Raw genomic sequence first — 22,846 nt, forward strand, 5'->3', positions numbered from 1 at the left:
GGGGGCCGGTGCCGCCGTGCGGCCCTTCACGGCCCCTCCCGGGATCCGGTGCCGCCGTACGGCCCTGCTCAGGATCCGGCGCCGCCCGCGCGGTCCTCGACCGCGGCCAGGTGCCCCCACAGCAGATCGGTGAGCTGCTCCACCAACTCCTTACGGGCGCACGGACGTTCGCGCAGCCACCAGTCACCGGCACCGTGCATCATGCCGACGATGCCGTGCCCCCAGACGCGTGCCCTCAGCTCGGCGCCGGCTCCCAGGTCGAGCCGGTCGGTGATCACCTCGGCCAGCTCCTCGCCGAGCCGGCGCAGCAGCGGGGCGGAGTGCCGTCCGACGTCGAAACCGGACTCCGAGGGGTTGTCCTCCTCGGAGGGGTGCATCAGGAAGCGGTACACCTGCGGACGGGTCTCGATGGCGAGCAGATAGGCGTCGAGGGTGGCCTCGACCCGCTCCCGGCGCAGGACCGGCGCGTCCAGCGCGGTCCGCAGATTGGCCAGCAGGGCGTCGGTGTGCCGTACGGCCAGGGCGCGGTAGAGCCCGCCCTTGTCGCCGAAGTGCCGGTAGAGGATCGGCTTGGTGATGCCCGCCTCGGCGGCGATGGCGTTCATCGACGCGTCCGGGCCGTCGCGCAGCACAATGCGCTCGGCGGCCTCCAGCAGCTCCCGCCGCCTGCGCTCGGCCGCCGATTGCCGGGCGCTGTCGTGCTCTGTGCTCTCCATGGTCGTGCTCCCCACCCATTGTGAATCCGTGGCGCTGGCGCAACGTAACACCCGATCTTGCCCCTGAATTCGCCGCAGGGGGAGTTGACATCGCTTACTGGCGAGTAACACACTTCGCGTTACCGCTAGTAACACCAGTACCGCCGCCGCACTGGAGGGGACATGGCCGAGTTCACCATGGCGCTCAACGACGAGCAGAAGGAAGTCCGCGACTGGATTCACGGCTTCGCCGCGGACGTCATGCGCCCCGCCGCCGCGGAGTGGGACGAGCGCGAGGAGACTCCCTGGCCGGTGATCCAGGAAGCCGCCAAGATCGGCCTGTACTCGCTCGACTTCTACGCCCAGCAGTTCTTCGATCCGACCGGCCTCGGCATCCCGATGACCATGGAGGAGCTCTTCTGGGGGGACGCCGGTATCGCGCTGTCCATCGTCGGCACCGGCCTGGCCGCCGTCGGCGTGCTCGCCAACGGCACCGAGGAGCAGATCGGCACGTGGGTCCCGCAGATGTACGGGGATGCCGACGACGTCAAGGTCGCCGCCTTCTGCTCATCGGAACCGGACGCCGGATCGGACGTCGCGGCGATGCGCACCCGTGCCGTCCACGACGCGGCCAAGGACGAATGGGTGCTGAACGGCACCAAGACCTGGGCGACCAACGGCGGTATCGCCAACATCCACGTCGTCGTCGCGGTCGTCGATCCGGAGGCTGGATCCAAGGGTCATGCCTCCTTCATCGTTCCGCCGGGCACTCCCGGCCTCTCCCAGGGCCAGAAGTTCAGGAAGCACGGCATCCGGGCCTCGCACACCGCCGAGGTCGTCCTGGAGGACGTCCGGGTGCCCGGCCACTGCCTGCTCGGCGGCAAGGAGAAGCTCGACGAGCGGCTGGCCCGCGCCCGTGAGAACGCCAGGACCGGAGAGGAGAGGGTGAAGAACGCCGCGATGGCGACGTTCGAGGCGTCCCGCCCGGCCGTCGGCGCCATGGCGGTCGGCACGGCGCGCGCGGCGTACGAAGAGGCACTGGAGTACGCCAGGACGCGGGAGCAGTTCGGCCGCCCGATCATCGACAACCAGGGCGTCGCCTTCCAGCTCGCGGACATGCGGACGCAGATCGACGCGGCGCGGCTGCTGGTGTGGCGCGCCTCCTGGATGGCCACCACGGGCAAGAGGTTCGAGAGCGCCGAGGGCTCGATGTCCAAGCTCTTCGCCAGCGAGGTCGCCAAGAAGGTCACCGCGCAGGCCGTTCAGATCCTCGGCGGCAACGGCTTCACCCGCGAGTACCCGGTCGAGCGGATGCACCGCGACGCCGCCATCTACACGATCTTCGAAGGCACGAGTGAGATCCAGCGGCTGGTGATCGCCCGGGCGCTGTCGGGGATGCCGATCCGGTAGAAGCATTCGCTCCGGTAGGTGTTGCCGCGTCCGCGTCCCGCGGGAACGCCATTCGGAACCATGTCCCCGCAGGCCAGAGCGTGAGACGTCCCAGCATCTCCCCATTCGCCGGGCGGGCCTGGTAGGCGCTGCCGGCCACCCCGCACTCTCGGATCGCCATCTGGGCGCCGGTCCGCGCCAGATGGTCCTACGACCCTGAGGGGGGACGAATGCGACCGAACATTGTCATGAGGACACTCGTCAGCGTCACTGCCGTGGCCGGGATCGCCGCCGGAAGCCTGGCGAGTGCGGGCGCCGCCTTCGCGGAGTCCGCGTCGGCCTCGCGGCCGGCGGTGAGCTCCGAGGCCGCCCACTCGCTCGCGGTGGTCAACAACCTCGGCCTGAACGCCAAGCAGGCCAGGAACGTCCAGGGCTGGCTGAAGAAGTACTGGGGCTACAAAGACAAGATCGACGGGCAGTTGGGCACCAACAGCTGGAAGGCGTTCCAGCGCAACCTCAAGGCGCACTGGGGCTACCGGGGCAAGATCGACGGAGTCGTCGGGCGCGAGACGGTGAAGGCGTTGCAGCGCCTGCTGAAGAACAGCTGGGGGTACAAGGGCGCGATCGACGGAATCGCCGGAGCGGGGACCAAGGCCGCGTTCAAGCGGTTCGCCAACGCCGCATAGGCAGTCCGCGCAGGTACTCCCACCGAGCCGCGCACCGGGCACTCGCCCGGTGCGCGGCTTTCGTATGCCCGTCCGTTGCCCGTCTGCTGCCCGTCTGCTGCCCGTCCGCGTGGGCCCGTGGACTCCGCACCTGCTCGCCGCCCCTTGACTGCTCGCCACCCCTTGACGGGCGAGGGGGCGCGCTCTACTTTCCTTCCGTAAAGCAAAATATTAATTCCGTAATGCGGAATTACGGGGAAGGGTGAGAGCCGGTGCCGCCGGCTCTTCGCCGGAACCAGCCCGTGACCGGCCGACGCAGGAGTACGCGATGCCTCGAATGACAGCCGCCCGTGCCGCGGTGGAGATCCTCAAGCGCGAGGGCGTGACCCACGCCTTCGGAGTGCCCGGCGCCGCGATCAACCCCTTCTACGCCGCGCTCAAGGCCGCGGGCGGCATCGATCACACGCTGGCCCGCCATGTCGAGGGCGCCTCGCACATGGCCGAGGGCTACACCCGCACCCGTCCGGGCAACATCGGCGTCTGCATCGGCACTTCCGGTCCGGCCGGCACGGATATGATCACCGGCCTCTACTCCGCGACCGGTGATTCGATCCCGATCCTGTGCATCACCGGCCAGGCGCCGACCGCGGTGATCCAGAAGGAGGACTTCCAGGCCGTCGACATCGCCTCGATCGCCAGGCCGGTCGCCAAGGCGGCGACCACGGTGATGGAGGCCGCCCAGGTCCCCGGCGTCTTCCAGCAGGCCTTCCATCTGATGCGGTCCGGACGCCCCGGCCCGGTCCTGATCGACCTCCCGCTCGACGTCCAGCTGACCGAGATCGAGTTCGACCCCGGCACCTACCAGCCGCTGCCGGCCTTCAAGCCGGCCGCGACCAGGGCCCAGATCGACACGGCGGTCCGGCTCCTGCTGGAGTCCGAGCGTCCGCTGATCGTCGCCGGCGGCGGCATCATCAACGCCGACGCCTCGGAGCTGCTGGTCGAGTTCGCCGAGCTCACCGGAACCCCGGTCGTCCCCACCCTGATGGGCTGGGGTGTCATCCCCGACGATCACGAGCTGAACGCCGGCATGGCCGGCTTGCAGACCTCGCACCGCTACGGCAACGCGAACTTCCTGGAGTCCGACTTCGTCCTGGGCATCGGCAACCGCTGGGCCAACCGCCACACCGGCAAGCTGGACCTCTACACCAGGGGCCGGAAGTTCGTCCACGTCGACATCGAACCGACCCAGATCGGCAGGATCTTCGCCCCGGACTACGGCATCGCCTCGGACGCCAAGGCCGCACTGGAGCTGTTCGTCGAGGCGGCCCGGGAACTGCGTGCCGCCGGGAAGCTGCCCGACCGTGCCGAGTGGGCCGCGTCCACCCAGGAGCGCAAGGCCCGGCTGCAGCGCCGTACGCACTTCGACGACATCCCGATGAAACCGCAGCGCGTCTACGAGGAGATGAACAAGGCCTTCGGCCCGGCGACCCGGTACGTCACCACCATCGGCCTCTCCCAGATCGCCGGCGCGCAGATGCTGCACGTCTACCGGCCGCGCCACTGGATCAACTGCGGGCAGGCCGGCCCGCTCGGCTGGACCGTTCCGGCCGCGCTGGGTGTCGCCACCGCCGACCCGGAGACGCCGGTCGTCGCCCTCTCCGGCGACTACGACTTCCAGTTCATGATCGAGGAACTGGCCGTCGGAGCCCAGCACAAGATCCCCTACGTCCATGTCCTGGTGAACAACGCGTACTTGGGCCTGATCCGCCAGGCGCAGCGCAACCTCGACCTCGACTTCCAGGTCAACCTGGAATTCGAGAACATCAACTCGCCGGAGATCGGCGTCTACGGCGTGGACCACGTCAAGGTCGCCGAGGGCCTGGGCTGCAAGGCCATCCGGGTCACCGACCCGAACGAGCTGGGCGCCGCCTTCGAGGAGGCCAAGAAGCTGGCCGCCGAGCATCGCGTCCCGGTTGTCGTCGAGGCCGTCCTGGAGCGGATCACCAATATCTCGATGGCCGCCGCGGAGATCGACAAGGTGAACGAGTGGGAGGAGCTCGCGACCGAACCGGGCCACGCGCCCACCGCGATCCTGCCGCTCAAGTCCTGACACCGGGTCCGGTGCGGATCGCGGGCGCACCACGCGTCCCCGCGCGACCGTGCGGGGACCGACGCCCGCGGCGGCCGCCGACGTGCGCGAGGGCGGAGCCCGGCGCACGCTGGAGGCATGACCGCGCATCCGCCTGTCATCGTGCACCCCCCGGCGCCGTCCGGCGGCCGCCGGGTGACCGTGCACGGGCAGATCGTCGGCCTGGCCCACGGCCGTGGCGATGTCGCCGAATTCCTCCGCCGCGCGGGATTCGCCGAGCCGGCCGAGGACATCCGGCTCGACGACCCAGCCCTCGTCGAATGGCGGGGCGGCTCGCTGGACGACTGGCCGATGCCCTAGGTCTATCTGTCCCGGGCGCTTCCGACGGATCTCCGCGGATGCCCGAACCCGCTCTCCAGGAGCGGGAGTTGCCCGGGAGCCGGGCGCGCACACCCGCCCAGGTGGAGGGCCGCGCCCGGGAAGGTGCCCCGGCACGGCGGGCGCGGTGCGGAACGCCGTGTCCGATTTCCGCCAGCGGCACCGGTCGGCCTGCTGCACAGTGGAGTCCGTGAGGGACGAGGACAGCAGGTACGAGGCGGTGCGCAGCAGGGACGCCCGGTTCGACGGGGCGTTCTTCTTCGCGGTGTCCACGACCGGGATCTACTGCCGGCCGAGCTGCCCCGCCACCACCCCACGGCGGCGGAACGTCACCTTCTTCCCGACCGCGGCGGCCGCACAGGGCTCCGGTTTCCGGGCCTGCCGGCGCTGCCGGCCCGACGCGGTGCCCGGCTCGGCCGAGTGGAACGCCCGGGCGGATGCCGTCGGGCGGGCGATGCGCCTGATCGGGGATGGTGTGGTCGACCGCGAAGGAGTCGCCGGGCTGGCAGCCCGGCTCGGCTACAGCACCCGGCAGGTGCAGCGGCAGCTCAACGCCGAGCTCGGCGCCGGGCCCGTGGCGCTGGCGCGGGCCCAGCGCGCCCACACCGCCCGGATCCTGCTCCAGACCACCCTCCTGCCGGTGTCCGAGGTCGCCTTCGCGGCCGGCTTCGCCAGCGTGCGCCAGTTCAACGACACCATCAGGGAGATCTACGCACTCACCCCGAGCGCGCTGCGCGCCGGCCGCCCCGGCGAGGGGTCCAGCTACGGTCCGTCGGCCCCGCACACCACCACGGGTGCCCTGCCGCTCCGGCTGGCCTACCGGGGTCCGTACGCGCGCACGGAGATCTTCGATCACCTCCAGCGGCAGGCTGTCCCCGGAGTCGAGGAGATGACCGGGGACCGGGGCGCCCGTACGTACCGGCGGACTCTGCGGCTGCCGCACGGGCCCGGCGTCATCGAGGTCGACGAGTGCCCCGGGGAGAGGTGGCTGGAGTGCCGGCTGCACCTCACCGAGCTGCGTGACCTCACCACCGCGAGCCAGCGCGTACGCCGCCTCTTCGACCTGGACGCCGATCCCTGCGCGGTGGCGGAGCGGCTCGGCGCGGACCCGTTCCTGGCGCGGCTGGTGGCCCGGTGCCCCGGGCTGCGCTCGCCGGGCACTCCCGACCCGCATGAGCTCGCCGTCCGTGCCGTCCTCGGCCGGGGACTGCCGGACGCCGCCGGCCGCAGGCTCGGCGGAGCGCTGGTCGCCGCCCAGGGAGAGGCGCTGCCGGAGCCGTCCGGTGCGCTCACCCACCTCTTCCCGCAGGCCGGCGCCCTGGCGGAGGCCGCGCTCGCGGAGCTCGGCACGCCTGAGCCGCGCCGCACCGCCCTGCGCACCCTGTGCGCCGCACTCGCCGACGGCACCGTCACCCTGGACGCCGGAGCCGACCGCGACGAGGCCGCACACCGGCTCCTGGGCCTGCGCGGCATCGGTCCCCGGACCGCCGGTTACGTCCGGATGCGGGCGCTGGGCGACCCCGATGTGTTGCTGTCCGGCGACGCCGCCGTACGGGCCGGGATGCGCCGGGCCGGGGTCCCGGCGGCGGACCCGCGCGGATGCGAGCGGGCCTGGCGGCCCTGGCGCTCGTACGCGACGCACCACTTCTGGCACGCGGCCGCCGCGCCGGAGCAGACCGTTCCCACCGGCCTTCCCCCTTCCCGCCGTACCACCGAAACCTCTTCCCACCGGACCACGGAAACCTCTTCCCACCGGACCACGGAAACCTCCTCCCACCGGACCACGGAAAGCGAACGGCCATGATGTCCACGATGCTCTGCACCACACTCGACAGCCCGCTGGGTGAACTCCTGCTGGTGGGCGAGGAGTCGGCCACCGCGCCGGGCGGCACCGCGCTCGCCGCACTGTCCCTGCCGGACCAGAAGGGCGGCACGGCCGTCCTGGACGGCCGGCGGTACGACCCGGCCGCATTCACCGAGATCGCACGCCAGCTGGGCGCGTACTTCGACGGGACGCTGACGCGCTTCCGCATCGAGTACGCGCAGCAGGCGGCCACTCGGGGCACCGACTTCCAGCGGCGTGTATGGCGGGCGCTGGAGTCGATTCCGTACGGGACGACGACCACGTACGGGCGGATCGCCGCCGGCATCGGAGCGGGGCGCGGCGCGGTGCGTGCCGTCGGCACGGCGATCGGCGCGAATCCACTGCTGGTGGTCCGGCCCTGCCACCGGGTGATCGCCGCGGACGGGTCGCTGTCCGGCTACGCGGGCGGGCCGGAGCGCAAACGGCGGCTGCTCGATCTCGAGGCCGCCGCGGCCGCCGGCACGCCCGGCGGGCTCAGAGCACCGAACCGCCGGTGACGTCGATGCGCTGGCCGGTGATCCAGCGGGAGTCGTCGGAGGCGAGGAAGGCGGCGGCATCGGCGATATCGGCGGGCCGGCCGATGCGGTTGAAGACCGAAGCGGCCGCCAGCGCCGCCCGCCCCTCGGGCGTCGCCCTGTGGGACTCGGTCACATGGGTCTCGACCCAGCCGGGGGCGAGGGTGTTCACCGTGATCCCGCGCTCGCCGAGATCCTTGGCGAGAGTGAGTGTGAGGGTGTCCATTCCGCCCTTGGAGACGCTGTAGGCGATGGACGACGGGTGCGCCATACTCGTCACCGCCGACGAGATGTTGATGATGCGTCCGCCGTCCCGCATCCGGCGCAGACCGTGCTGGATGATGAAGAACGGCGCCTTGGTGTTGATCGCTATGGTGCGGTCGAACTCCTCCTCCGTGGCCTCGCCGATGCGCCCGGAAAACCTGGTCGCCGCGTTGTTCACGAGTATGTCGAGACCGGGTTCGGCGCCGTACGCCGCGAGTTCGGCGTCAAAGGCGGTGAACAGCGCTTCGGCGTCGCCGGGAACCCCCAGTTCCGCCCTTACGGTGAATGCCCGCCCGCCGGCGGCTTTGATGCTCGCGAGCGTTTCCTCGGCCTCGGTGTCGCTGTTGTTGTAGTGAATGGCGACGAGCGCACCGTCCTGGGCGAGGCGCTGGGCGATGGCCCGGCCGATGCCCCGGCTGGATCCCGTTACCAGTGCGGTCTTTCCGTTGAGGTCACCCATGATGGTGCGTCGGCCTTTCGTTGCCTCCGGCGGGCGTGCTGCCGCCGGTCACTGTCGATCCGGTTCGGTTCTGATTGCGGTGTGCGGTGTGCGGTGTGCGGTGTGCGGCGTGTGGTCTGCGGTGAAAGCGGGACGGGCCGGCTCGCGGCCGGGTGCCGCGGAGAAGAAGGTACTGCGGTGTGTGCGGCGGGCGTTCAGCCGCGTCCGTCCAGCGCCGTGAGGGTGGACACGAACACCGGCTCACCGTCCTGAAGGCCGGTCACCTCCACCGTCGTGGTGCCGGGCAGCTCGGACGAGAGGCGGCGGGCCTCGATGACGCAGGGGGCGCCGTGCTCGGCGTAGCGGTGGAACTTGGTGGCCAGGGCGTACGGGACGAAGCTGTCGGGCGCGGTCAGGGCGTACGCGGCCTGCTGCGCGGCATCGATCAGCGCCATACCCGGGACGTGGTCGTTCGCCGGGTTCACGACCGCGGCATGGCCGGGGGCTATGCGCAGCAGCCAGCGATCGGGCCGGTCGGTGGGGGAGAGCAGGACCTCGTCCTCGGTGGCGCTGCCCGTCAGCCGGGGCGGTACGGAGGGGGCAACCGGGTCGGCGCTGTGCCGGGCGGTCAGCCGCTCACCGCGGATCCGGCGGTAGACGGCGGGGGAGGTGACGGTGACATGGGAGTGCCCGGTCGCGACGATCCGGCCTGCCGAGCGCACCGTCATATCGAAGCGCCCGTCGATCAGCGTGCCGGCGCGCATCCGCAGATTGCTGCAGATGACGTCGATCGTCAGCGAGGTGGGACCGCCGTCGTTGGCGAGCAGCTCGGGGTGCGTGGTGAAGACGAGGTCCCCGAGGATGAAGTGATGGCCCACCGGTACGCCGAGTTCGGCGTGCGAGAGGAGCAGCCCGGCCTGACGGATGGTCTCGGCGGTGAGGATGAGCGGGTGCCGGCCGTGGTCGGGGGCGAAGTAGCCGTGGTCGTGGGGCCACCGGGCGGTGAGTGAGAAATGGCGGTCGTCCACCCGGCGCCAGGAGGTGACCAGAATGTCGTCGGCGACGGGACGGTGCACGAATTCGCTGGGAACGCGGGCGTCGGCGCGCGTCCCCTGAGCGGCCCGCTCGTTCTCGTCCAGGCACAATTGATGTGGGGACCTGGGCTGAACCGTGCCGCTGACGTGCATCGTGTCGCTCATGACTGCCCCCAGGCGTCTCTATGGATCTTTGGATCTACGGTCGAGGTCTTGCGCTGATAAGATACGTACTATCCGGTTTTATTTTCAATGCTGCGCTGATGGAAAGAGGAAATAAGCTGACCGGGCGGTGACTTGAACTCTACTGAGCAGTTGCGGAACTTGACGATTTCGAGAGACAGGAGGCGTCCTGTGGCACAGCAGGACCGCGCGATCCGGACCCGGCGACTGATCCTGGAGGCGGCGGCGTCAGTCTTCGACGACCGCGGGTATGACCGCGCCACCATCGCCGAAGTTCTTGAACGCGCCGGTGTGACGAAGGGCGCCCTGTATTTCCACTTCGCTTCCAAGGAGCAGCTCGCGCTCGCGGTGCTGGGGGAGCATGTGCTGGACATCGCGGTGGAGCCGCAGCAGGTCAAACTCCAGGAATTCATCGATGTGGGGCAGGTGCTGGCGTACCGGCTGCGCAATGATCCGATCCAGCGCGGAGCGGCCCGGCTCGCCGTCGAGCAGGGCTCCAACCACCTGGACCGCAAGCAGTCGATGCTCTCGTGGGCCGCGTTCATCGAGGGGCTGCTGATCGAGGCGCGGGGCCGCGGCGAAATCCTGGAGAGCATCGATGTGCGCGACACCGCGGAGCTGTTCGTCGGTGCGTTCGCCGGGGTGCAGATGATGTCGCACACGCTGTCCAACCGGGAGGACCTCGGCCGTCGGCTGGCCGTGTTCTACGAGCACACCCTGCCCAGCATCGCGGTGCCGGCCATCCTCGCCAAGCTCAAGCTGGACCCGGGGCGCGGGAAGTGGCTGGACGCCGTGCTGCAGGAGCGGGCGGCCGCGCAGGCGGAGTCCGACGCCGAGGTCGGAGCGGTGGCGAGCTGATCCCGTCCAGGGCGCTTCCTGGAGGCCATTCGGCCGTTCCGTAGGCGGAAATCAGCCGTTCCGGACGGTGAAACAGACCGCACATGCGGTGTGGCGCCGACTGCGGCTCCCGGGCCGGACCGCCGCCGCTTCCGGTGGGGCGGCCGAACTCGCCGAGACGATCCGGCAGTTACCACGCCAGGGGCGGCGACCGCACCACCTCCTCGCCGTACAGCGTCGTTCCGGTCGTTTTCGAGGGGCCCGTCGCCGGGCAGACGGACGACGGCCCGGGCCAGGGGAGCGGTAAGTGGGCCGAAGCCGGTGGTGCCGCGTCCGCGCCACGGAGGTTTTCTGCGAGTCTGAGCGGCGCACGTGCAGTCCCGGCTGGTCAAGGAGGTGCCGGGGGCACCGGCGTGCCGGGCGCGCCCACTCGTTAGTGGTGTGTTAGTGCCTCGTTAGCGGTCCGGCAGTGCGCGGGGCCACTCTGGAAGTACAAACGAACGGACCGTACGCACCCATACGAGAGCTCGCATCCACCGGACGAGGGGGACACTCATGTCGCTCACCATCAAGACACCAGGCCGCGGTCGCCGTGTCGCCGCCGGATCGCTGATCGCCGTCGCGGCGCTCACGCTCACCGCCTGCCAGGACGGGACCACCGGCGCCGCGTCCCGCCCCTCGTCGGCCGCCGCCCCCGCCACCTCCCAGAACGGGGCGCAGAACGGCGCACAGGGCGGCGCACAGAACGGTGTGCGGGGCGGCACCGAGCCGTCCGGCGCGAAGGACCGGTCCTCCTCGTCCTCGGCCACCGCTGAGCGGCCGTCCGCGAACGCCGCGGCCTCCGGCGGCAGCACCTCGAGCGGCACCCCGAACGCCACCGAGTCACAGGCCTCGTCCATGACGGCATCGGACCGCTGCACCGCCGCCGACATGTCGCTGCGCCTCGGCGACGCCGACATCGGCGCGGGCAACATCCGCTACCCCCTCGTCTTCACGAACAGGGGCAAGAAGGCCTGTACGCTGCGTGGCTTCCCGGGGGTCTCGCTGATCAAGCGGGACGGCTCGTCCGTCGGCGAGCCCGCCAGCCGCGAGGGCGGCCGCGGCGAAGCCGTCCGGCTGCGGCCGGGGCAGAGCGCGTACTCCGTGCTGCACACCCTCAACGACGGGGTCTCGGACACCCCGTGCTGGGCCGAATCGCAGCTCGTCTTCGTCTACCCGCCCGGCTCCAAGGAGTCGATGACCACCGGCAGCCACGGGCTGCGGGTCTGCGGCGGACGGTTCGGCGTGACCGCTGTGATGCCCGGATCGTCGCCGGGCTGACAGCCGGTCAGCACCCCTGCGGGCGCCCGTCCATGGGAACGGGCGCCCGCTGTGTGCGCCGGATGCGGTGACGGAGTCCACAACCTCCCCGGACAGAACACCTAGGAAAGCCCGTACAGTGCCTCGATCTCCTTCGCGTAGCGGTCCGCCACCGCCGCCCGGCGCACCTTCAGCGTCGGGGTGAGCTCCCCGGATTCCACCGTGAGGTCCCGGTCCAGGATCGCGAAGGCGCGGATCCGGGCCGGGCGGGCCGCGCGGGAGTTGGCGGAGTCGACCGCCTCCTGGACGAGTGCCCGTACGGCCGGATGGCGGGCCGGGGCGTCGCCGAGGTCGATGGACGTACGGGCGGCCCAGCGGGCGATCTCCTCGGGATCGAGGGTGAGCAGCGCGACGGGGTACGGGCGGCGGTCGCCGATCATCACCGCGCGGGAGAGGTAACGCGACTGCGTCAGAGCCGATTCGACGGCCTGCGGGGCGAGGTTCTTGCCGCCGGAGGTGATGATCAGGTCCTTCTTGCGGCCAGTGAGGGAGAGGAAGCCGTCCCCGTCCAGGGCGCCGAGATCGCCGGTGTGCAGCCAGCCGTCCGGGTCCAGGGTCCCGGCACCGTCCGACGGGCCGCCGTGATAGCCGGCGAACACCTGCGGGCCGCGGGCCAGCACCTCACCGTCCCCGGCGATCCGCACCTCGCACCCCGCCACCGGCCGGCCCACCGTCCCGTACCGCACCGCCCCGGGGTGGTTGAGCGTGAGGACGCCCGCCGACTCCGTCATCCCGTACCCCTCGTACACGGCGATACCGCAGGCCCGCAGGAAGTCCAGGGTCTGCGGGGCGATCGGCGCGGCGCCGGTCAGCGCCCAGCGCAGCCGGCCCCCGAACGCGGCCCGGACGAGGGAGAACAGCGCCCGGTCCGCGGCGCGCCAGCGGTCCAGCAGCGTGCCGTCCGGTTCCTCGCCACGGGCCAGCATCCCGGCCACCTCCACTCCCGTCCGGACCGCCGCGTCGAAGCGGTCCGGTCCGCCCTCCTGGGACTCGGCCAGCGAGCGGACCGTGGCGTGCACCTTCTCGAAGAGCCGCGGGACGGAGGGCAGATGGGTGGGGCGGACCTCGGCGAGCTCGGGCACGATGTCCTCGACCGAGCCGCCGAAGTAGCAGAGCGCGCCGCCGAGCAGCAGGGACACCAACTCGATCAGTTGGGCCAGGAGGTGGGCCAGCGGGAGGTAGAGGTAGGTGGTGTCGCCGGGGCCGCCGTCGAGGAGGGGAGCCGTGCTGTCCAGGACGGCGGTGAAATTGCCATGGGTCAGGCGGCAGCCCTTGGGCGGGCCGGTGGTGCCCGAGGTGTAGACGATGGCCGCCAGGTCGCGGCCGGTGACGGTGGCGGCGCGGGCCTGGAGGTCACCGAGCGGAGCGGGGGAGGGGAGGGCGCCGAGCACCGGATCACCGGCTCCGGCTCCGGCTCCGGCCTCGGCTCCGGCCCCGACCTCGGCCCCGGCCCCGGAGAGCAGGACGATATGGCGCAGGGCGGGCAGCGTGGACCGGAGCCGGCGGACCCGGTCGGCCTGCGCGGGGTTCTCGCAGAACGCCACCACCGCACCGGAGTCGCCCAGTACCCAGGCGAGTTCCTCCTCCCCGGCCGTCGGATAGACCGGCACCACCACCGCTCCCGCGGCCAGGGCCCCGAAGTGCGCGTACGTCCACTCCGGCCGGGTCTCGGAGAGGATCGCCACCCTGTCGCCCGGGCACACCCCCAGACCGCCGATCAGGCCGCGGCCCACCGCCCGTACCGCGTCCCGGAGTTCGTGGTACGAGCGCTCGCACCACCCCGAGCCGGTACGGAAGCGCAGCGCCGGAAGACCGGAGAACCGCCGCGCGGTCCACTCGGTGAACACGGCGAGGGTGCCGGGTCTGTGCTGCATCGCGCCTCCCGTAGAGCCGGCGAGCGGGCCCGCACACCACCAGGGCCCAAGGGCGCGTCCGACGCTAGGGAGAGCGCCGGCCGCCCGGGATGACCAGAACCGTCACGCCCGCTGACCTCTTCGCTCACGACGGCTACGGTGTCCGCCGTGGGGCCGGCGCCGCCACTTCGGCCACGCGGTCCTGGCCGGAGTCCCCAGCCGATGCGGGAAGGCGCCCCCGGGAGGAGGGCCGGTGACGGAGCGCGCCGAGCGGATGCGAGGCCGAGCGAAGCGGGGTTGCGGCATGGGCCGGTTGACGATCGCGATGCACCACGTGCGGGCCGCGCTGAGCGGCGCGGGGCGGCTCGGCATCGACACCGTGCCGCTGCTCCAGACCGCCCGCATCCCGCCGCTGCTCCTCGCCGACGACCGGGCGCGGGTCACGCCGGAACAGTTCGCCCGCCTGGTCCGGGCCCTGCACCGGGCCACCGGCGACGAGTTCCTGGGCCTGGGGCCGGAGCCCAGCCGCCGCGGCACCTTCGCCATGATGTGCCACGCCTGCCTCGGCTGCCCCGACCTCGGCTCCGCCCTGGACCGCGCGGCCCGCTTCTACCGGCTCTTCCCCGGCGGCCCCGAGATGGCCGTGGAGACCCTCCCCGGCCCGGGCGGCGCCGGTGCGGCGGCGGTCTTCGCCGTCCGCACCGACCTGCGCCCCTACGACGAGGGCAACTTCCTCTCCGAGTGCATCCTGGTCATCTGGCACCGGCTCTCCAGCTGGCTGGTCGGCCGCCGCATCCCGTTGCGCTGGGCGACGTTCGCCTATCCCGCGCCGCCCCATGCCCACGAGTACGACACGCTGTTCGGCTGCCCGGTGCACTTCGGCGCCGGGCGCACCGCGGCCGGCTGGGACGCCCACTGGCTGGCGGCGCCCGTCGTACGGGACGAGGCCGCGCTGGCCGCGCTGCTGCGGCGGGCCCCGGCGGACCTGCTCAGCCGCCGCGACTACGGGACGACCGTCGCCGAACAGGTACGCCGTACCCTCGTCCAGGCGCTCCGGGCAGGCGCTCCGGCGCGGCTGCCCGAGGCCGGTGAGGTCGCCGCCCGGCTGGCCGTCAGTCCGGCGACGCTACGGCGGAGACTGCAGGCCGAGGGCACGTCGTACCAGCGGCTGAAGGACGCGGTGCGCCGGGACGCGGCGATCGCCTCGCTCGCGGCGGGGCGGGAGCCGGTCGCCGAACTGGCGGCGCGGATCGGCTTCTCGGAGGACACCGCCTTCCACCGCGCCTTCCGCCGGTGGACCGGGACCACGCCCGGCGCCTACCGGCCCCGCGCGGCGGACGGACGGGCGGGGGCGGGCGTGGACCTGCGGACACCCGTCATACGTCACAGGGCCGGCAGGCCGGTGTCACCGGGCCCGCACACCTGAGACCCGGGTGAGACCCGGGGTCAACAAAGCTGAGCGTCCTGGTCAGTTCCTCCTTACCCGCGAGTCACTACGGTCTCCTCGACCACCCGGCATGCGTGCCACCCGTTACATGCGTGCCACCCGTTATGCGTGCCACCGGCATTCGTGCCACCGGCACTCGTGTCAGCCGTCAGTTGGGAGAGCCGTATGCACCCACGCGCCACCGCACTCGCCACCGCCGCCGTCCTGTCGCTCACCCTCGGCCTCGCCGGCGCCGCCCCCGCGTCCGGGCAGTCCGACGCGCCCGCGAAGGTCCGCCCGGGCGACATCGTGACCGCCGCCCCGACCTCCTTCCACCCCCTGCCCGGTCAGCCGACCGGCACCCGCGCCTGGCACCTCACCTACCGCTCCACCACCGCCGAAGGCACCCCCAACACTGTCTCCGGGACGGTCATCGTCCCCCACGACGGCAAGAAGGGCCCCCGTCCGCTCATCACCTACGCCGTCGGGACCGTCGGTCTCGCCGACTCCTGCGCGCCCTCGGCCGGCTTCCCCAAGGGCACCACCATGGAGGCCAACCTCATCCAGCAGCTCACCGCCCGCGGCTGGGCGGTCGCGGTCACCGACTACGAGGGCCTCGGCACCCCCGGCGACCACACCTACACCGTCGGACGCGCCGAGGGACAGGCCGTCCTCGACGCCGCCCGTGCCGCGCAGCGGCTGCCCGGGGCACGCGCGGCCGGTGTCACCGAGGTCTCCCCGGTCGGCATCATGGGCTACTCCCAGGGCGGCCAGGCGACCAGCTGGGCGGCCGAACTGCACCGCTCGTACGCCCCCGAGCTCGACGTCAAGGGGACCGCGACCGGTGGCGTCCCGGCCGATCTGCGCACGGTCGCCGACGCCAACGACGGCAACATCGGCGCCGGGCTGATCCTGATGGCCGCCACCGGACAGAACGCCGCCTTCCCCGAACTGCGGCTGGACAAGTACCTCAACGCCAAGGGCCGCCACTACGTCGACTTCATGAAGAAGAACTGCGTGGCCGTCAACACCGTCGCCGGGCTCTTCAAGAGGATCTCCGACGTCACCGTCGAGAATCCGCTGGACGCACCCGACTGGCAGCGCCGGCTGGAGGAGTCCCGCCTGGGCACGCAGAAGCCGGATGCCCCGGTGTTCCTCTACCACGGGACCGTCGACGAACTGATCCCCTACGGGGTCGGCAAGCGGCTGCGGGCCGACTGGTGTGCCAAGGGCGCCACCGTCCGCTGGGCCCCGATCCCGCTCGGCGAGCATGTCCTCGGGGCGATCGTGGGCTCCGTACCGGCCGCCGAATGGCTCGCCGGCCGTTTCGCGGACCGGCCCGACGGCGGGAACTGCGGCTGAGCCCACAGGCACCGGCAGGTACCGACAGGCCGGCGGGCACGGGCGTACGGGGCGGGCGCCCGGCCCGCCACGTACGCCTCGCCACGTATGCCCGGCCCGGAACGTCTCCCGCTCAGACCTTCTTCAGCAGCTCGGACCCGAACCAGTCGCGGGGGTGCCGTACGCCGGGCAGGGCGAAGAAGTAGCCGCCGCCGGTCGGAGTGATGAAACGGGCCAGCGGCTCGTTCTCCAGACGTCGCTGTACGGTCGCGAACTGCCGCTCCGGGTCCTGCTGGTAGCCGCAGAAGACCAGGCCGAGGTTCATCCTTCCGTTGGGGTCGAAGCCGTCGTTGTAGTTGTAACTCCGCCGCAGGAAACGTGAGTTGTCGGTCTGCGGCGTCCGCGGGTTCGCCAGCCGGATGTGCGAGTCGAGCGCGATCTTCCGGCCGTCCGGGTCGCTCCGGTAGTCCGGCGCGTCCGTCTCCCGGGTGCCGTCCAGGGGCGCGCCGCTCGCCTTGCGCCGCCCGAACATCCTCTCCTGGTGCTCCACCGGCACCTTGTCCCACTTCTCGACGTGGAAGCGGATCAGCCGGATCACCTGATAGCAGCCGTCCAGCGCCCACTCCGGCTCCCCGCACGGCGGGGTCACCCACATCAGCCGTCTCATCTCCCGGACCGAGTCGGTGTCCGGATTGACGATCCCGTCCTTGAAACCGAGGAAGTTGCGCCGCGCCCCGGAAGGCCGGGACGGATTGAGGAAGGCGTCCGCCCGCCAGCGGGGCCGGAGCAGCCCGTCGGTCTCCCGCGCCAGATCGCGCAGGACATGCACGATGGCGTCCGGGTGCTCCGCACAGACCTGCACCGACAGATCGCCATGGCAACGCGCCGGCACCAGCCGGTCGTTGGGGAACGCCGGCATCGCCTTCAGATGCCGGGGCTTGTGCCCGGAGAGCCCGTACCGGTCGTCGAAGAGCGAAGCCCCCACCCCGATCGTGACGGTGAGCGAGTCGGGGGTCTGCGGCTGGGTGGCGACCAGTTCGTCCTTGGGCTTCACCCCGGCCGTCAGCGCCCGGGCCCGGTGGGTGAGCACTTGGAACAGCTCCACCAGGCCCTCGCGGTTCTCGGCCAGCACATCGAACCCGGCGAATCCGGCGAACAGCTGCTGAGGGGTCACGATGCCGGCCTGATGGCGGCCGTGGAAGGAGATCCTCTCCGGCGGCTGCCGCCTGCCGTCATCGTCCGGCGGGCCCGCCGGACGCTCCGCCGCGGCGGCCTCCCCGTGCGGGCCGGTGGCGGCCGCCATGCCCGTGGCCGCCACCCCCGCGAACCCCGCCGCGCACCTGAGGAAATCCCGGCGTCCGTCGTCCCGCACGGGGACACACCCGTCGCCGCCCCGATCACGTCTCATCGTCCCGCCATCCTGACCGCCCTGAGTGCGTCCTCCGGCACCCGCGTGCCGGCACATACCTGCGCGCCATGCTCGCCGCTCGGAACGGGAGGGACGGGAGCAACACGGCCTCGGCGCCGGATATCACGCGCGCAGACCGGCCGGTCGCCCGAATGGCCCAGCGGACCGGCTCCCCGCGCGACAGCGCCCCGCCGGGCTCCTAGCGTCGGCCCTGTGACCTGCACGAACACGACCCCGGCCAGGGCACGGTGCAGCGCCGGGCCGGCTCGCCGTCCACCAGGCACGACAGGCACCGCCCGCGAGCCCATGGACCCCGCACATGAACGCATTCACCGATGAGAGCGGAGCCACCGCCGAGGGCCCCGGGCCCGCCGATACCACCACGGGCGACCGGGGCACGGAGCGCGACGGGCACGCGCCGTCCGCCGACGGGGAGATATCCGCCGAGGAGAGCCCGGGTGGCGCCGAACCGGCCGGGCCCGCACTCCGGATCGACAGGGGACACGCCGAACCCGAGGAGCTCGCCGCGCTCACCCTCGTCCTCTGCGCCCAGCTCGCCGCCCTGCGGGTACTCGCCGACGAGCACCAGGCCGAGGAGCGCCCGGCCGACCGGCGGCGCCCCAGGGGGCACCGGGCCGGCCGCTCCGCCTGCTGGTCGGGCTGCTGGACGTGCAGCTGACGCGGCGCCGGGGAGGGACGGCCGCCCGGGACGTGGGATGACCGCGGAGGGCGAGGCGCCGGTGTGAACACGGGGGCCCGTCAGCCCGTCACGTGACCGTGGGTCCGTCGGCCCGCCCGTCAGCAGATCGTCAAGCGGAAGTCACACCGCGCAAATATGATGAAGCGGGAAAGACGGGCTCCCTCCACGAGCCCCATCAGGCCAGGTCAGAAGGCCCACGCGGGAACCCGCCGCAGGGAGCGCGCCCCGCGGTGGCCCATGCACCGACGCACCTGGGAGCGATTCATGCCGCGGCGTCGTCCCCCGCGGTCGGCGAGCGCCGACGACCTGCTGGCCACGCTCGGACGGCTGACCGCCCAGGCCCGGGAAGGCGCCGAGAAACAGCGGGCCCGGGTGGAACTGGCCGAGGCGCTGCAGCGCGAGATGCTGCCCGCCCGGCTGCCCGAAGTGCCCGGGCTGCGCACCGCCGCCACCTACGCGCCGGCCCGGCACGGCCTCGACATCGGCGGCGACTGGTACGACGGCTTCCCGCTGCCCGACGGGTCGCTCGCCTTCTGCATCGGTGACGTCCAGGGCCATGACGTGGAGGCGGCCGCCTTCATGGGCCAGATCCGCCTCGGTCTGCGGGCCGTCGCCGCGCACGCCGCCGACCCCGGGGAAGTACTGAGCCGCGCCAACGACCTGCTCCTCTCGGTGGACTGCGGGCTCTTCGCGACCTGCACCTTCGTCCGCTTCGACCCGGTCGGCTGGGAGATCTCCCTGGCCCGGGCCGGGCACGTACCGGGCGTCTGGGCCACCGTCGACGGCCGCTGCCGGCTCGCCGACGAACCCGGAGGCGTGCCGCTGGGCATCGTGCCCGGCGAGCGGTACCCCGTCACCCGGCGCCGGCTCACCGTGAGCGGGACGCTGGTGCTGCTCACCGACGGGGTCATCGAAGGGCCGTCGTTCCCGATAGAGGACGGACTGGAGCAGGTGACCCGGCTGGCCGGCGCCAACGCCGGCGGTGACCCGGCCGCGGTGGCCGCCGCGGTGATGAGCGTGGCCGAACTGACCGGGCACGTCGACGACTCCGCGGTGATCGTGCTGTGCTTCGAGGGCGAGGGGGGAGAGCACCGGGTGAAGCGCGCGACGGGAGCGCGTGTCGTGGCCGCCGACCAGCGGCCGCCGTTGTGTGATGGCTGAGTGGTGCGCACCGAGGAACTCCGCCGACTCGCACCGGCAGCCCTGACGATCTGCGTCCTCGCCGCCGTCTACTACGTGTCCGCCCGGATCGGGCTGCTGGAGCAGGTGGTCATCGCGGGCGCCAGGGTCACCCCGTTATGGCCGCCCACCGGCATCTCCCTGAGCTTTCTGCTCCTGGCGGGCATGTGGACCTGGCCGGGCATCGCCCTCGGCACGCTGCTCGTCGTCGCCTCGCTCGTCCCGCTCGACGCCGGGGTCCTGGGCACCATGACGGGCAACACCCTCGCCCCCGTGTGCGCCTCGCTGATGCTCCGCCGCGTGGGGTTCCGGCCCGAACTCGACCGGCTGCGCGACGGGGTGGCGCTGGTCGTCCTCGGCGCCTTCGTCGGGATGCTGATCAGCGCCACGGTGGGCAGCGGGACGCTGCTGCTCTCCGGCGACCTGCCGGCCGGCGTCTTCTGGCCGACCTGGGCGGCCTGGTGGGTGGGCGACGCGATGGGCGTCCTCGTCGTCACCCCGCTGCTGCTCGCCCTCCGTTCCCTGCGCAGTCCCTGGGACGTCCCCATGATCCGGTGGGCCGAGGCGTCGGCGCTGCTGCTCGCCTCGCTCCTGGTCGCGCTCACGTCCGTGCACAGTGAGCTGTCGCTGCTCTTCCTCGTCTTCCCGCTGATCGTCTGGGCGGCACTGCGCTTCCAGCTGGCCGGCGCGGCGCCCTGTGTGCTGCTGGTGTCCGTACTGGCGATCTCGTCGGCGACCACCCGCACCGGGCCGTTCAAGGGCCACAGCCTGCTGGAAGCGATGATCAATCTGCAGGCGCTCAACGCGTCCGCGGCGCTCACCGCGCTGCTGCTCTCGGCGCTCGTCACCGAGCAGAACGCCATCCGGCACAAGGTCGAGCAGGCCTGCCGCGAACTCGCCGAGGTGGTGGACCGCCTGGCGCCGGGGGAGAGCCGGCGCCGCTGGCCCCGGGAGGGCGACACCCCCTGACGTCCCGCGCTCCTGACACCGTGTCCCGGGCCCGCCGGGCCCTGTCGTCAGCCCCGCAGCAGCTCCCCCAGGTCGTAGCTCACCGGCTCCTCCAACTGGGCATAGGTGCAGCTCTCCGGCGTACGGTCGGGGCGCCAGCGGCGGAACCGGACGGTGTGCCGGAACCGGCTGCCCTCCATATGGTCGTAGGCGACCTCGCACACCCGCTCCGGGCGCAGCGGCACCCACGACAGGTCCTTGCCGCCGCTCCAGCGGCTCGGCCCGCCCGGCATCCGCCGGGACGCATGGGCCGCCTCGTCCGTCCAGGCCCCCCACGGGTGGTCCGTGGCCTCGTCCGTCCGGAGCGGCGCCAGCTCCTCGACCAGCGCGCGCCGACGGGCCATCGGGAACGAGGCGCACACCCCGACGTGCTGCAGCTGCCCGGTGTCGTCATGGAGGCCCAGCAGCAGGGAGCCGACCACCGGACCGCTCTTGTGCAGCCGGTAGCCCGCGACGACGCAGTCGGCCGTCCGGGCATGCTTGATCTTGAACATCACGCGCTCACCCGGCCGGTACGGCAGATCGAGCGGCTTGGCGACCACCCCGTCCAGCCCCGCCCCCTCGAACTGGGTGAACCAGCGCCGGGCCAGCTCCTGGTCCGTCGTCGCGGGCGCGGTGTACACCGGCGCCCGGGCCGGGCGCAGCGCCCCGACCAGCGCCTCCCGGCGCACCGTCTGCGGCGCGCCCAGCAGCGCGTCCGGACCGAGAGCCAGCAGATCGAAGGCGACGAGGGAGGCGGGAGTCCGCTCGGCGAGCGTACGGACCCGGGAGTCCGCCGGGTGGATGCGCTCCAGCAGCTCCTCGAAGTGCAGCCGGCCGTCATGGGCGATGACGATCTCGCCGTCGACGACACAGCGCCGCGGCAGCTGTGCCCGTACGGCGCCGGCCACCTCGGGGAAGTAGCGGGTGAGCGGCTTCGTCGTACGGCTGGCGATCTCGACCTCGTCGCCGTCCCGGAAGACGATGACCCGGAAGCCGTCCCACTTGGCCTCGTACTGCATACCGGCGGGGAGGTCCGCCACCGGCTTCGCCAGCATCGGGGAGACCGGGGGCATCACAGGCAGATCCATGGCATCGATCCTCAGGGCCGGGCGCCCTTCCCGCGCGCCGGGAGCCCGTCCGGGCCCGGCCCTCCGCCCTCCCGTCCGGGACGGCGTCCCGGCGCGCGCCGGAGCCGGCCGGAACCTAGCGTGGAGGCATGGCCGGAGGCGGAGCTGTCGAGCTGGACGTCGCGGGGCGTACGGTGCGCCTGTCGAACCCCGGCAAGGTCTACTATCCGGAGCGCGGCTTCACCAAGCTCGACGTCGCGCAGTACTACCAGGCCGTCGCGGACGGGGTGCTGCGGGCCCTGCGCGACCGGCCCACCACCCTGCAGCGCTTCCCGGACGGCGTCGACGGCGAATCCTTCTACCAGAAGCGGGCCCCCAAGGGCCTCCCGGACTGGCTGCCCACCGCCCGTATCACCTTCCCCAGCGGCCGGTTCGCCGACGAGATCTGCCCCACCGAGCCCGCCGCCGTCCTGTGGGCCGCCAACCTGGGCTGTCTGACCTTCCACCCGTGGCCCGTACGCCGCGCCGACACCGATCACCCCGACGAACTGCGGATCGACCTCGACCCGCAGCCCGGCACGGACTTCGCGGACGCCGTCCGCGTCGCCCGTGAACTGCGCGGTCTGCTCGCCGAACACGGCCTGCGCGGCTGGCCCAAGACCTCCGGCGGCCGCGGGGTGCACGTCTACGTACCGATCCGGCCCCACTGGACGTTCACCGCCGTCAGACGGGCCGCGATCACCCTGGCCCGGGCGCTGGAGCGCCGGATGCCGGACCTGGTGACCTCGGCGTGGTGGAAGGAGGAGCGCGGCGCGAAGGTCTTCGTCGACTACAACCAGATGGCCAGGGACCGGACCATCGCCTCGGCGTACTCGCTGCGCGCCCGGCCGAGGGCGACCGTCTCCACCCCGCTCCGCTGGGAGGAGCTGCCGGACGCCGAGCCCGAGGACTTCGATCTGCGGACGGTCCCGCCGCGCTTCGCGGAACTCGGCGATGTGCACGCCGACATGACGGACCATGCCTTCGGCCTGGAGTCGGTCCTGGAGCTCGCGGACCGGCAGGAGGCGGACGAAGGACTGGGCGATCTGCCCTATCCCCCCGACCATCCGAAGATGCCGGGGGAGCCGGCCCGGGTCCAGCCGAGCCGGGCCCGTAAGCGCTGAACCGGACC

At 72.3% G+C, this 22,846-nt stretch carries 20 protein-coding genes; 14 read left to right on the plus strand and 6 right to left on the minus strand.

All coding sequences use genetic code 11. The features are described 5' to 3' along the window. Positions 1-68: 68 nt before the first annotated feature. A complete protein-coding gene (locus ACFY12_RS11440; protein ID WP_390715541.1) occupies positions 69-716 on the minus strand; it encodes a TetR family transcriptional regulator in 648 nt (215 codons plus the stop codon). A gap of 162 nt (positions 717-878) precedes the next feature. Here ACFY12_RS11440 and ACFY12_RS11445 point away from each other — a divergent pair, with 162 nt between their 5' ends. From ACFY12_RS11445 to ACFY12_RS11470, 6 genes are all read left to right on the plus strand, one after another. Next, on the plus strand, positions 879-2,105 hold the full coding sequence (locus ACFY12_RS11445) for an acyl-CoA dehydrogenase family protein (protein ID WP_390715542.1): 1,227 nt from the start codon (positions 879-881) through the stop codon (positions 2,103-2,105). 209 nt (positions 2,106-2,314) lie between these two features. After that, entirely contained in the window at positions 2,315-2,770 is a 456-nt protein-coding gene (locus ACFY12_RS11450; RefSeq protein WP_390715543.1) for a peptidoglycan-binding protein, read from the plus strand. A 307-nt stretch (positions 2,771-3,077) separates the two neighbouring features. Continuing rightward, positions 3,078-4,859 (plus strand): glyoxylate carboligase, encoded by a 1,782-nt coding sequence (gene gcl / locus ACFY12_RS11455; RefSeq protein WP_390715544.1) that lies wholly within the window; start codon positions 3,078-3,080, stop codon positions 4,857-4,859. A 117-nt stretch (positions 4,860-4,976) separates the two neighbouring features. Beyond that, positions 4,977-5,198, plus strand: coding sequence for a hypothetical protein (locus ACFY12_RS11460; protein WP_390715545.1), 222 nt, complete (start codon positions 4,977-4,979; stop codon positions 5,196-5,198). Between the two features lie 208 nt (positions 5,199-5,406). Continuing rightward, positions 5,407-7,020 carry an AlkA N-terminal domain-containing protein gene (locus tag ACFY12_RS11465; protein WP_390715546.1) on the plus strand — a complete coding sequence of 538 codons (1,614 nt, stop codon included), beginning with the start codon at positions 5,407-5,409 and terminating at the stop codon, positions 7,018-7,020. A gap of 8 nt (positions 7,021-7,028) precedes the next feature. Next, a complete protein-coding gene (locus tag ACFY12_RS11470) occupies positions 7,029-7,577 on the plus strand; it encodes a methylated-DNA--[protein]-cysteine S-methyltransferase (RefSeq protein WP_390715547.1) in 549 nt (182 codons plus the stop codon). Here the strand turns inward: ACFY12_RS11470 and ACFY12_RS11475 are convergent. Together ACFY12_RS11475 and ACFY12_RS11480 are read right to left on the minus strand one after the other, a co-directional pair. Then, positions 7,555-8,319, minus strand: a complete 765-nt coding sequence (locus ACFY12_RS11475) for an SDR family oxidoreductase (protein WP_390715548.1) — start codon at positions 8,317-8,319, stop codon at positions 7,555-7,557. The two genes, ACFY12_RS11470 and ACFY12_RS11475, sit on opposite strands and share 23 nt — an antisense overlap. A gap of 194 nt (positions 8,320-8,513) precedes the next feature. Then, on the minus strand, positions 8,514-9,497 hold the full coding sequence (locus ACFY12_RS11480) for a ScbA/BarX family gamma-butyrolactone biosynthesis protein (protein WP_390715549.1): 984 nt from the start codon (positions 9,495-9,497) through the stop codon (positions 8,514-8,516). Positions 9,498-9,686: 189 nt separating this feature from the next. Between ACFY12_RS11480 and ACFY12_RS11485 the strand changes: the two genes are divergently transcribed. Further along, positions 9,687-10,373 carry a ScbR family autoregulator-binding transcription factor gene (locus ACFY12_RS11485; protein WP_390715550.1) on the plus strand — a complete coding sequence of 229 codons (687 nt, stop codon included), beginning with the start codon at positions 9,687-9,689 and terminating at the stop codon, positions 10,371-10,373. A gap of 534 nt (positions 10,374-10,907) precedes the next feature. Further along, complete coding sequence (locus ACFY12_RS11490) at positions 10,908-11,672, plus strand: DUF4232 domain-containing protein (RefSeq protein ID WP_390715551.1); 765 nt, start codon at positions 10,908-10,910, stop codon at positions 11,670-11,672. Between the two features lie 101 nt (positions 11,673-11,773). Here ACFY12_RS11490 and ACFY12_RS11495 read toward each other — a convergent pair whose 3' ends face one another. Then, positions 11,774-13,585 carry an AMP-dependent synthetase/ligase gene (locus ACFY12_RS11495; RefSeq protein WP_390715552.1) on the minus strand — a complete coding sequence of 604 codons (1,812 nt, stop codon included), beginning with the start codon at positions 13,583-13,585 and terminating at the stop codon, positions 11,774-11,776. Positions 13,586-13,868: 283 nt separating this feature from the next. Between ACFY12_RS11495 and ACFY12_RS11500 the strand changes: the two genes are divergently transcribed. Together ACFY12_RS11500 and ACFY12_RS11505 are read left to right on the plus strand one after the other, a co-directional pair. Beyond that, on the plus strand, positions 13,869-14,990 hold the full coding sequence (locus ACFY12_RS11500; protein WP_390715709.1) for an AraC family transcriptional regulator: 1,122 nt from the start codon (positions 13,869-13,871) through the stop codon (positions 14,988-14,990). Positions 14,991-15,176: 186 nt separating this feature from the next. Next, a complete protein-coding gene (locus ACFY12_RS11505) occupies positions 15,177-16,352 on the plus strand; it encodes a lipase family protein (RefSeq protein ID WP_390715553.1) in 1,176 nt (391 codons plus the stop codon). 112 nt (positions 16,353-16,464) lie between these two features. Here ACFY12_RS11505 and ACFY12_RS11510 read toward each other — a convergent pair whose 3' ends face one another. Continuing rightward, positions 16,465-17,739, minus strand: a complete 1,275-nt coding sequence (locus ACFY12_RS11510; protein ID WP_390715554.1) for a Dyp-type peroxidase — start codon at positions 17,737-17,739, stop codon at positions 16,465-16,467. A 319-nt stretch (positions 17,740-18,058) separates the two neighbouring features. Between ACFY12_RS11510 and ACFY12_RS11515 the strand changes: the two genes are divergently transcribed. From ACFY12_RS11515 to ACFY12_RS11525, 3 genes are all read left to right on the plus strand, one after another. Continuing rightward, positions 18,059-18,418, plus strand: a complete 360-nt coding sequence (locus ACFY12_RS11515) for an acyl-CoA carboxylase subunit epsilon (RefSeq protein WP_390715555.1) — start codon at positions 18,059-18,061, stop codon at positions 18,416-18,418. Positions 18,419-18,703: 285 nt separating this feature from the next. After that, positions 18,704-19,600 (plus strand): PP2C family protein-serine/threonine phosphatase, encoded by an 897-nt coding sequence (locus tag ACFY12_RS11520; RefSeq protein ID WP_390715556.1) that lies wholly within the window; start codon positions 18,704-18,706, stop codon positions 19,598-19,600. Further along, positions 19,601-20,587, plus strand: a complete 987-nt coding sequence (locus ACFY12_RS11525; protein ID WP_390715557.1) for an MASE1 domain-containing protein — start codon at positions 19,601-19,603, stop codon at positions 20,585-20,587. Positions 20,588-20,634: 47 nt separating this feature from the next. Here ACFY12_RS11525 and ACFY12_RS11530 read toward each other — a convergent pair whose 3' ends face one another. Next, complete coding sequence (locus tag ACFY12_RS11530; protein ID WP_390715558.1) at positions 20,635-21,696, minus strand: ATP-dependent DNA ligase; 1,062 nt, start codon at positions 21,694-21,696, stop codon at positions 20,635-20,637. A 128-nt stretch (positions 21,697-21,824) separates the two neighbouring features. Between ACFY12_RS11530 and ligD the strand changes: the two genes are divergently transcribed. Then, complete coding sequence (gene ligD, locus ACFY12_RS11535; RefSeq protein WP_390715559.1) at positions 21,825-22,838, plus strand: non-homologous end-joining DNA ligase; 1,014 nt, start codon at positions 21,825-21,827, stop codon at positions 22,836-22,838. Positions 22,839-22,846 lie beyond the last annotated feature (8 nt).

The organism is Streptomyces sp. NPDC001339, assembly GCF_042895955.1.
Classification (GTDB): domain Bacteria; phylum Actinomycetota; class Actinomycetes; order Streptomycetales; family Streptomycetaceae; genus Streptomyces.

Excerpts from the sequence above, each read along its gene's own strand:
- ACFY12_RS11440 (WP_390715541.1), bottom strand. The coding sequence starts at position 716 with ATGGAGAGCACAGAGCACGACAGCGCCCGGCAATCGGCGGCCGAGCGC.
- ACFY12_RS11445 (WP_390715542.1), top strand. The coding sequence starts at position 879 with ATGGCCGAGTTCACCATGGCGCTCAACGACGAGCAGAAGGAAGTCCGC.
- ACFY12_RS11450 (WP_390715543.1), top strand. The coding sequence starts at position 2,315 with ATGCGACCGAACATTGTCATGAGGACACTCGTCAGCGTCACTGCCGTG.
- gcl (WP_390715544.1), top strand. The coding sequence starts at position 3,078 with ATGCCTCGAATGACAGCCGCCCGTGCCGCGGTGGAGATCCTCAAGCGC.
- ACFY12_RS11460 (WP_390715545.1), top strand. The coding sequence starts at position 4,977 with ATGACCGCGCATCCGCCTGTCATCGTGCACCCCCCGGCGCCGTCCGGC.
- ACFY12_RS11470 (WP_390715547.1), top strand. The coding sequence starts at position 7,029 with ATGCTCTGCACCACACTCGACAGCCCGCTGGGTGAACTCCTGCTGGTG.
- ACFY12_RS11475 (WP_390715548.1), bottom strand. The coding sequence starts at position 8,319 with ATGGGTGACCTCAACGGAAAGACCGCACTGGTAACGGGATCCAGCCGG.
- ACFY12_RS11480 (WP_390715549.1), bottom strand. The coding sequence starts at position 9,497 with ATGAGCGACACGATGCACGTCAGCGGCACGGTTCAGCCCAGGTCCCCA.
- ACFY12_RS11490 (WP_390715551.1), top strand. The coding sequence starts at position 10,908 with ATGTCGCTCACCATCAAGACACCAGGCCGCGGTCGCCGTGTCGCCGCC.
- ACFY12_RS11495 (WP_390715552.1), bottom strand. The coding sequence starts at position 13,585 with ATGCAGCACAGACCCGGCACCCTCGCCGTGTTCACCGAGTGGACCGCG.
- ACFY12_RS11500 (WP_390715709.1), top strand. The coding sequence starts at position 13,869 with ATGGGCCGGTTGACGATCGCGATGCACCACGTGCGGGCCGCGCTGAGC.
- ACFY12_RS11505 (WP_390715553.1), top strand. The coding sequence starts at position 15,177 with ATGCACCCACGCGCCACCGCACTCGCCACCGCCGCCGTCCTGTCGCTC.
- ACFY12_RS11510 (WP_390715554.1), bottom strand. The coding sequence starts at position 17,739 with ATGAGACGTGATCGGGGCGGCGACGGGTGTGTCCCCGTGCGGGACGAC.
- ACFY12_RS11515 (WP_390715555.1), top strand. The coding sequence starts at position 18,059 with ATGAACGCATTCACCGATGAGAGCGGAGCCACCGCCGAGGGCCCCGGG.
- ACFY12_RS11520 (WP_390715556.1), top strand. The coding sequence starts at position 18,704 with ATGCCGCGGCGTCGTCCCCCGCGGTCGGCGAGCGCCGACGACCTGCTG.
- ACFY12_RS11530 (WP_390715558.1), bottom strand. The coding sequence starts at position 21,696 with ATGGATCTGCCTGTGATGCCCCCGGTCTCCCCGATGCTGGCGAAGCCG.
- ligD (WP_390715559.1), top strand. The coding sequence starts at position 21,825 with ATGGCCGGAGGCGGAGCTGTCGAGCTGGACGTCGCGGGGCGTACGGTG.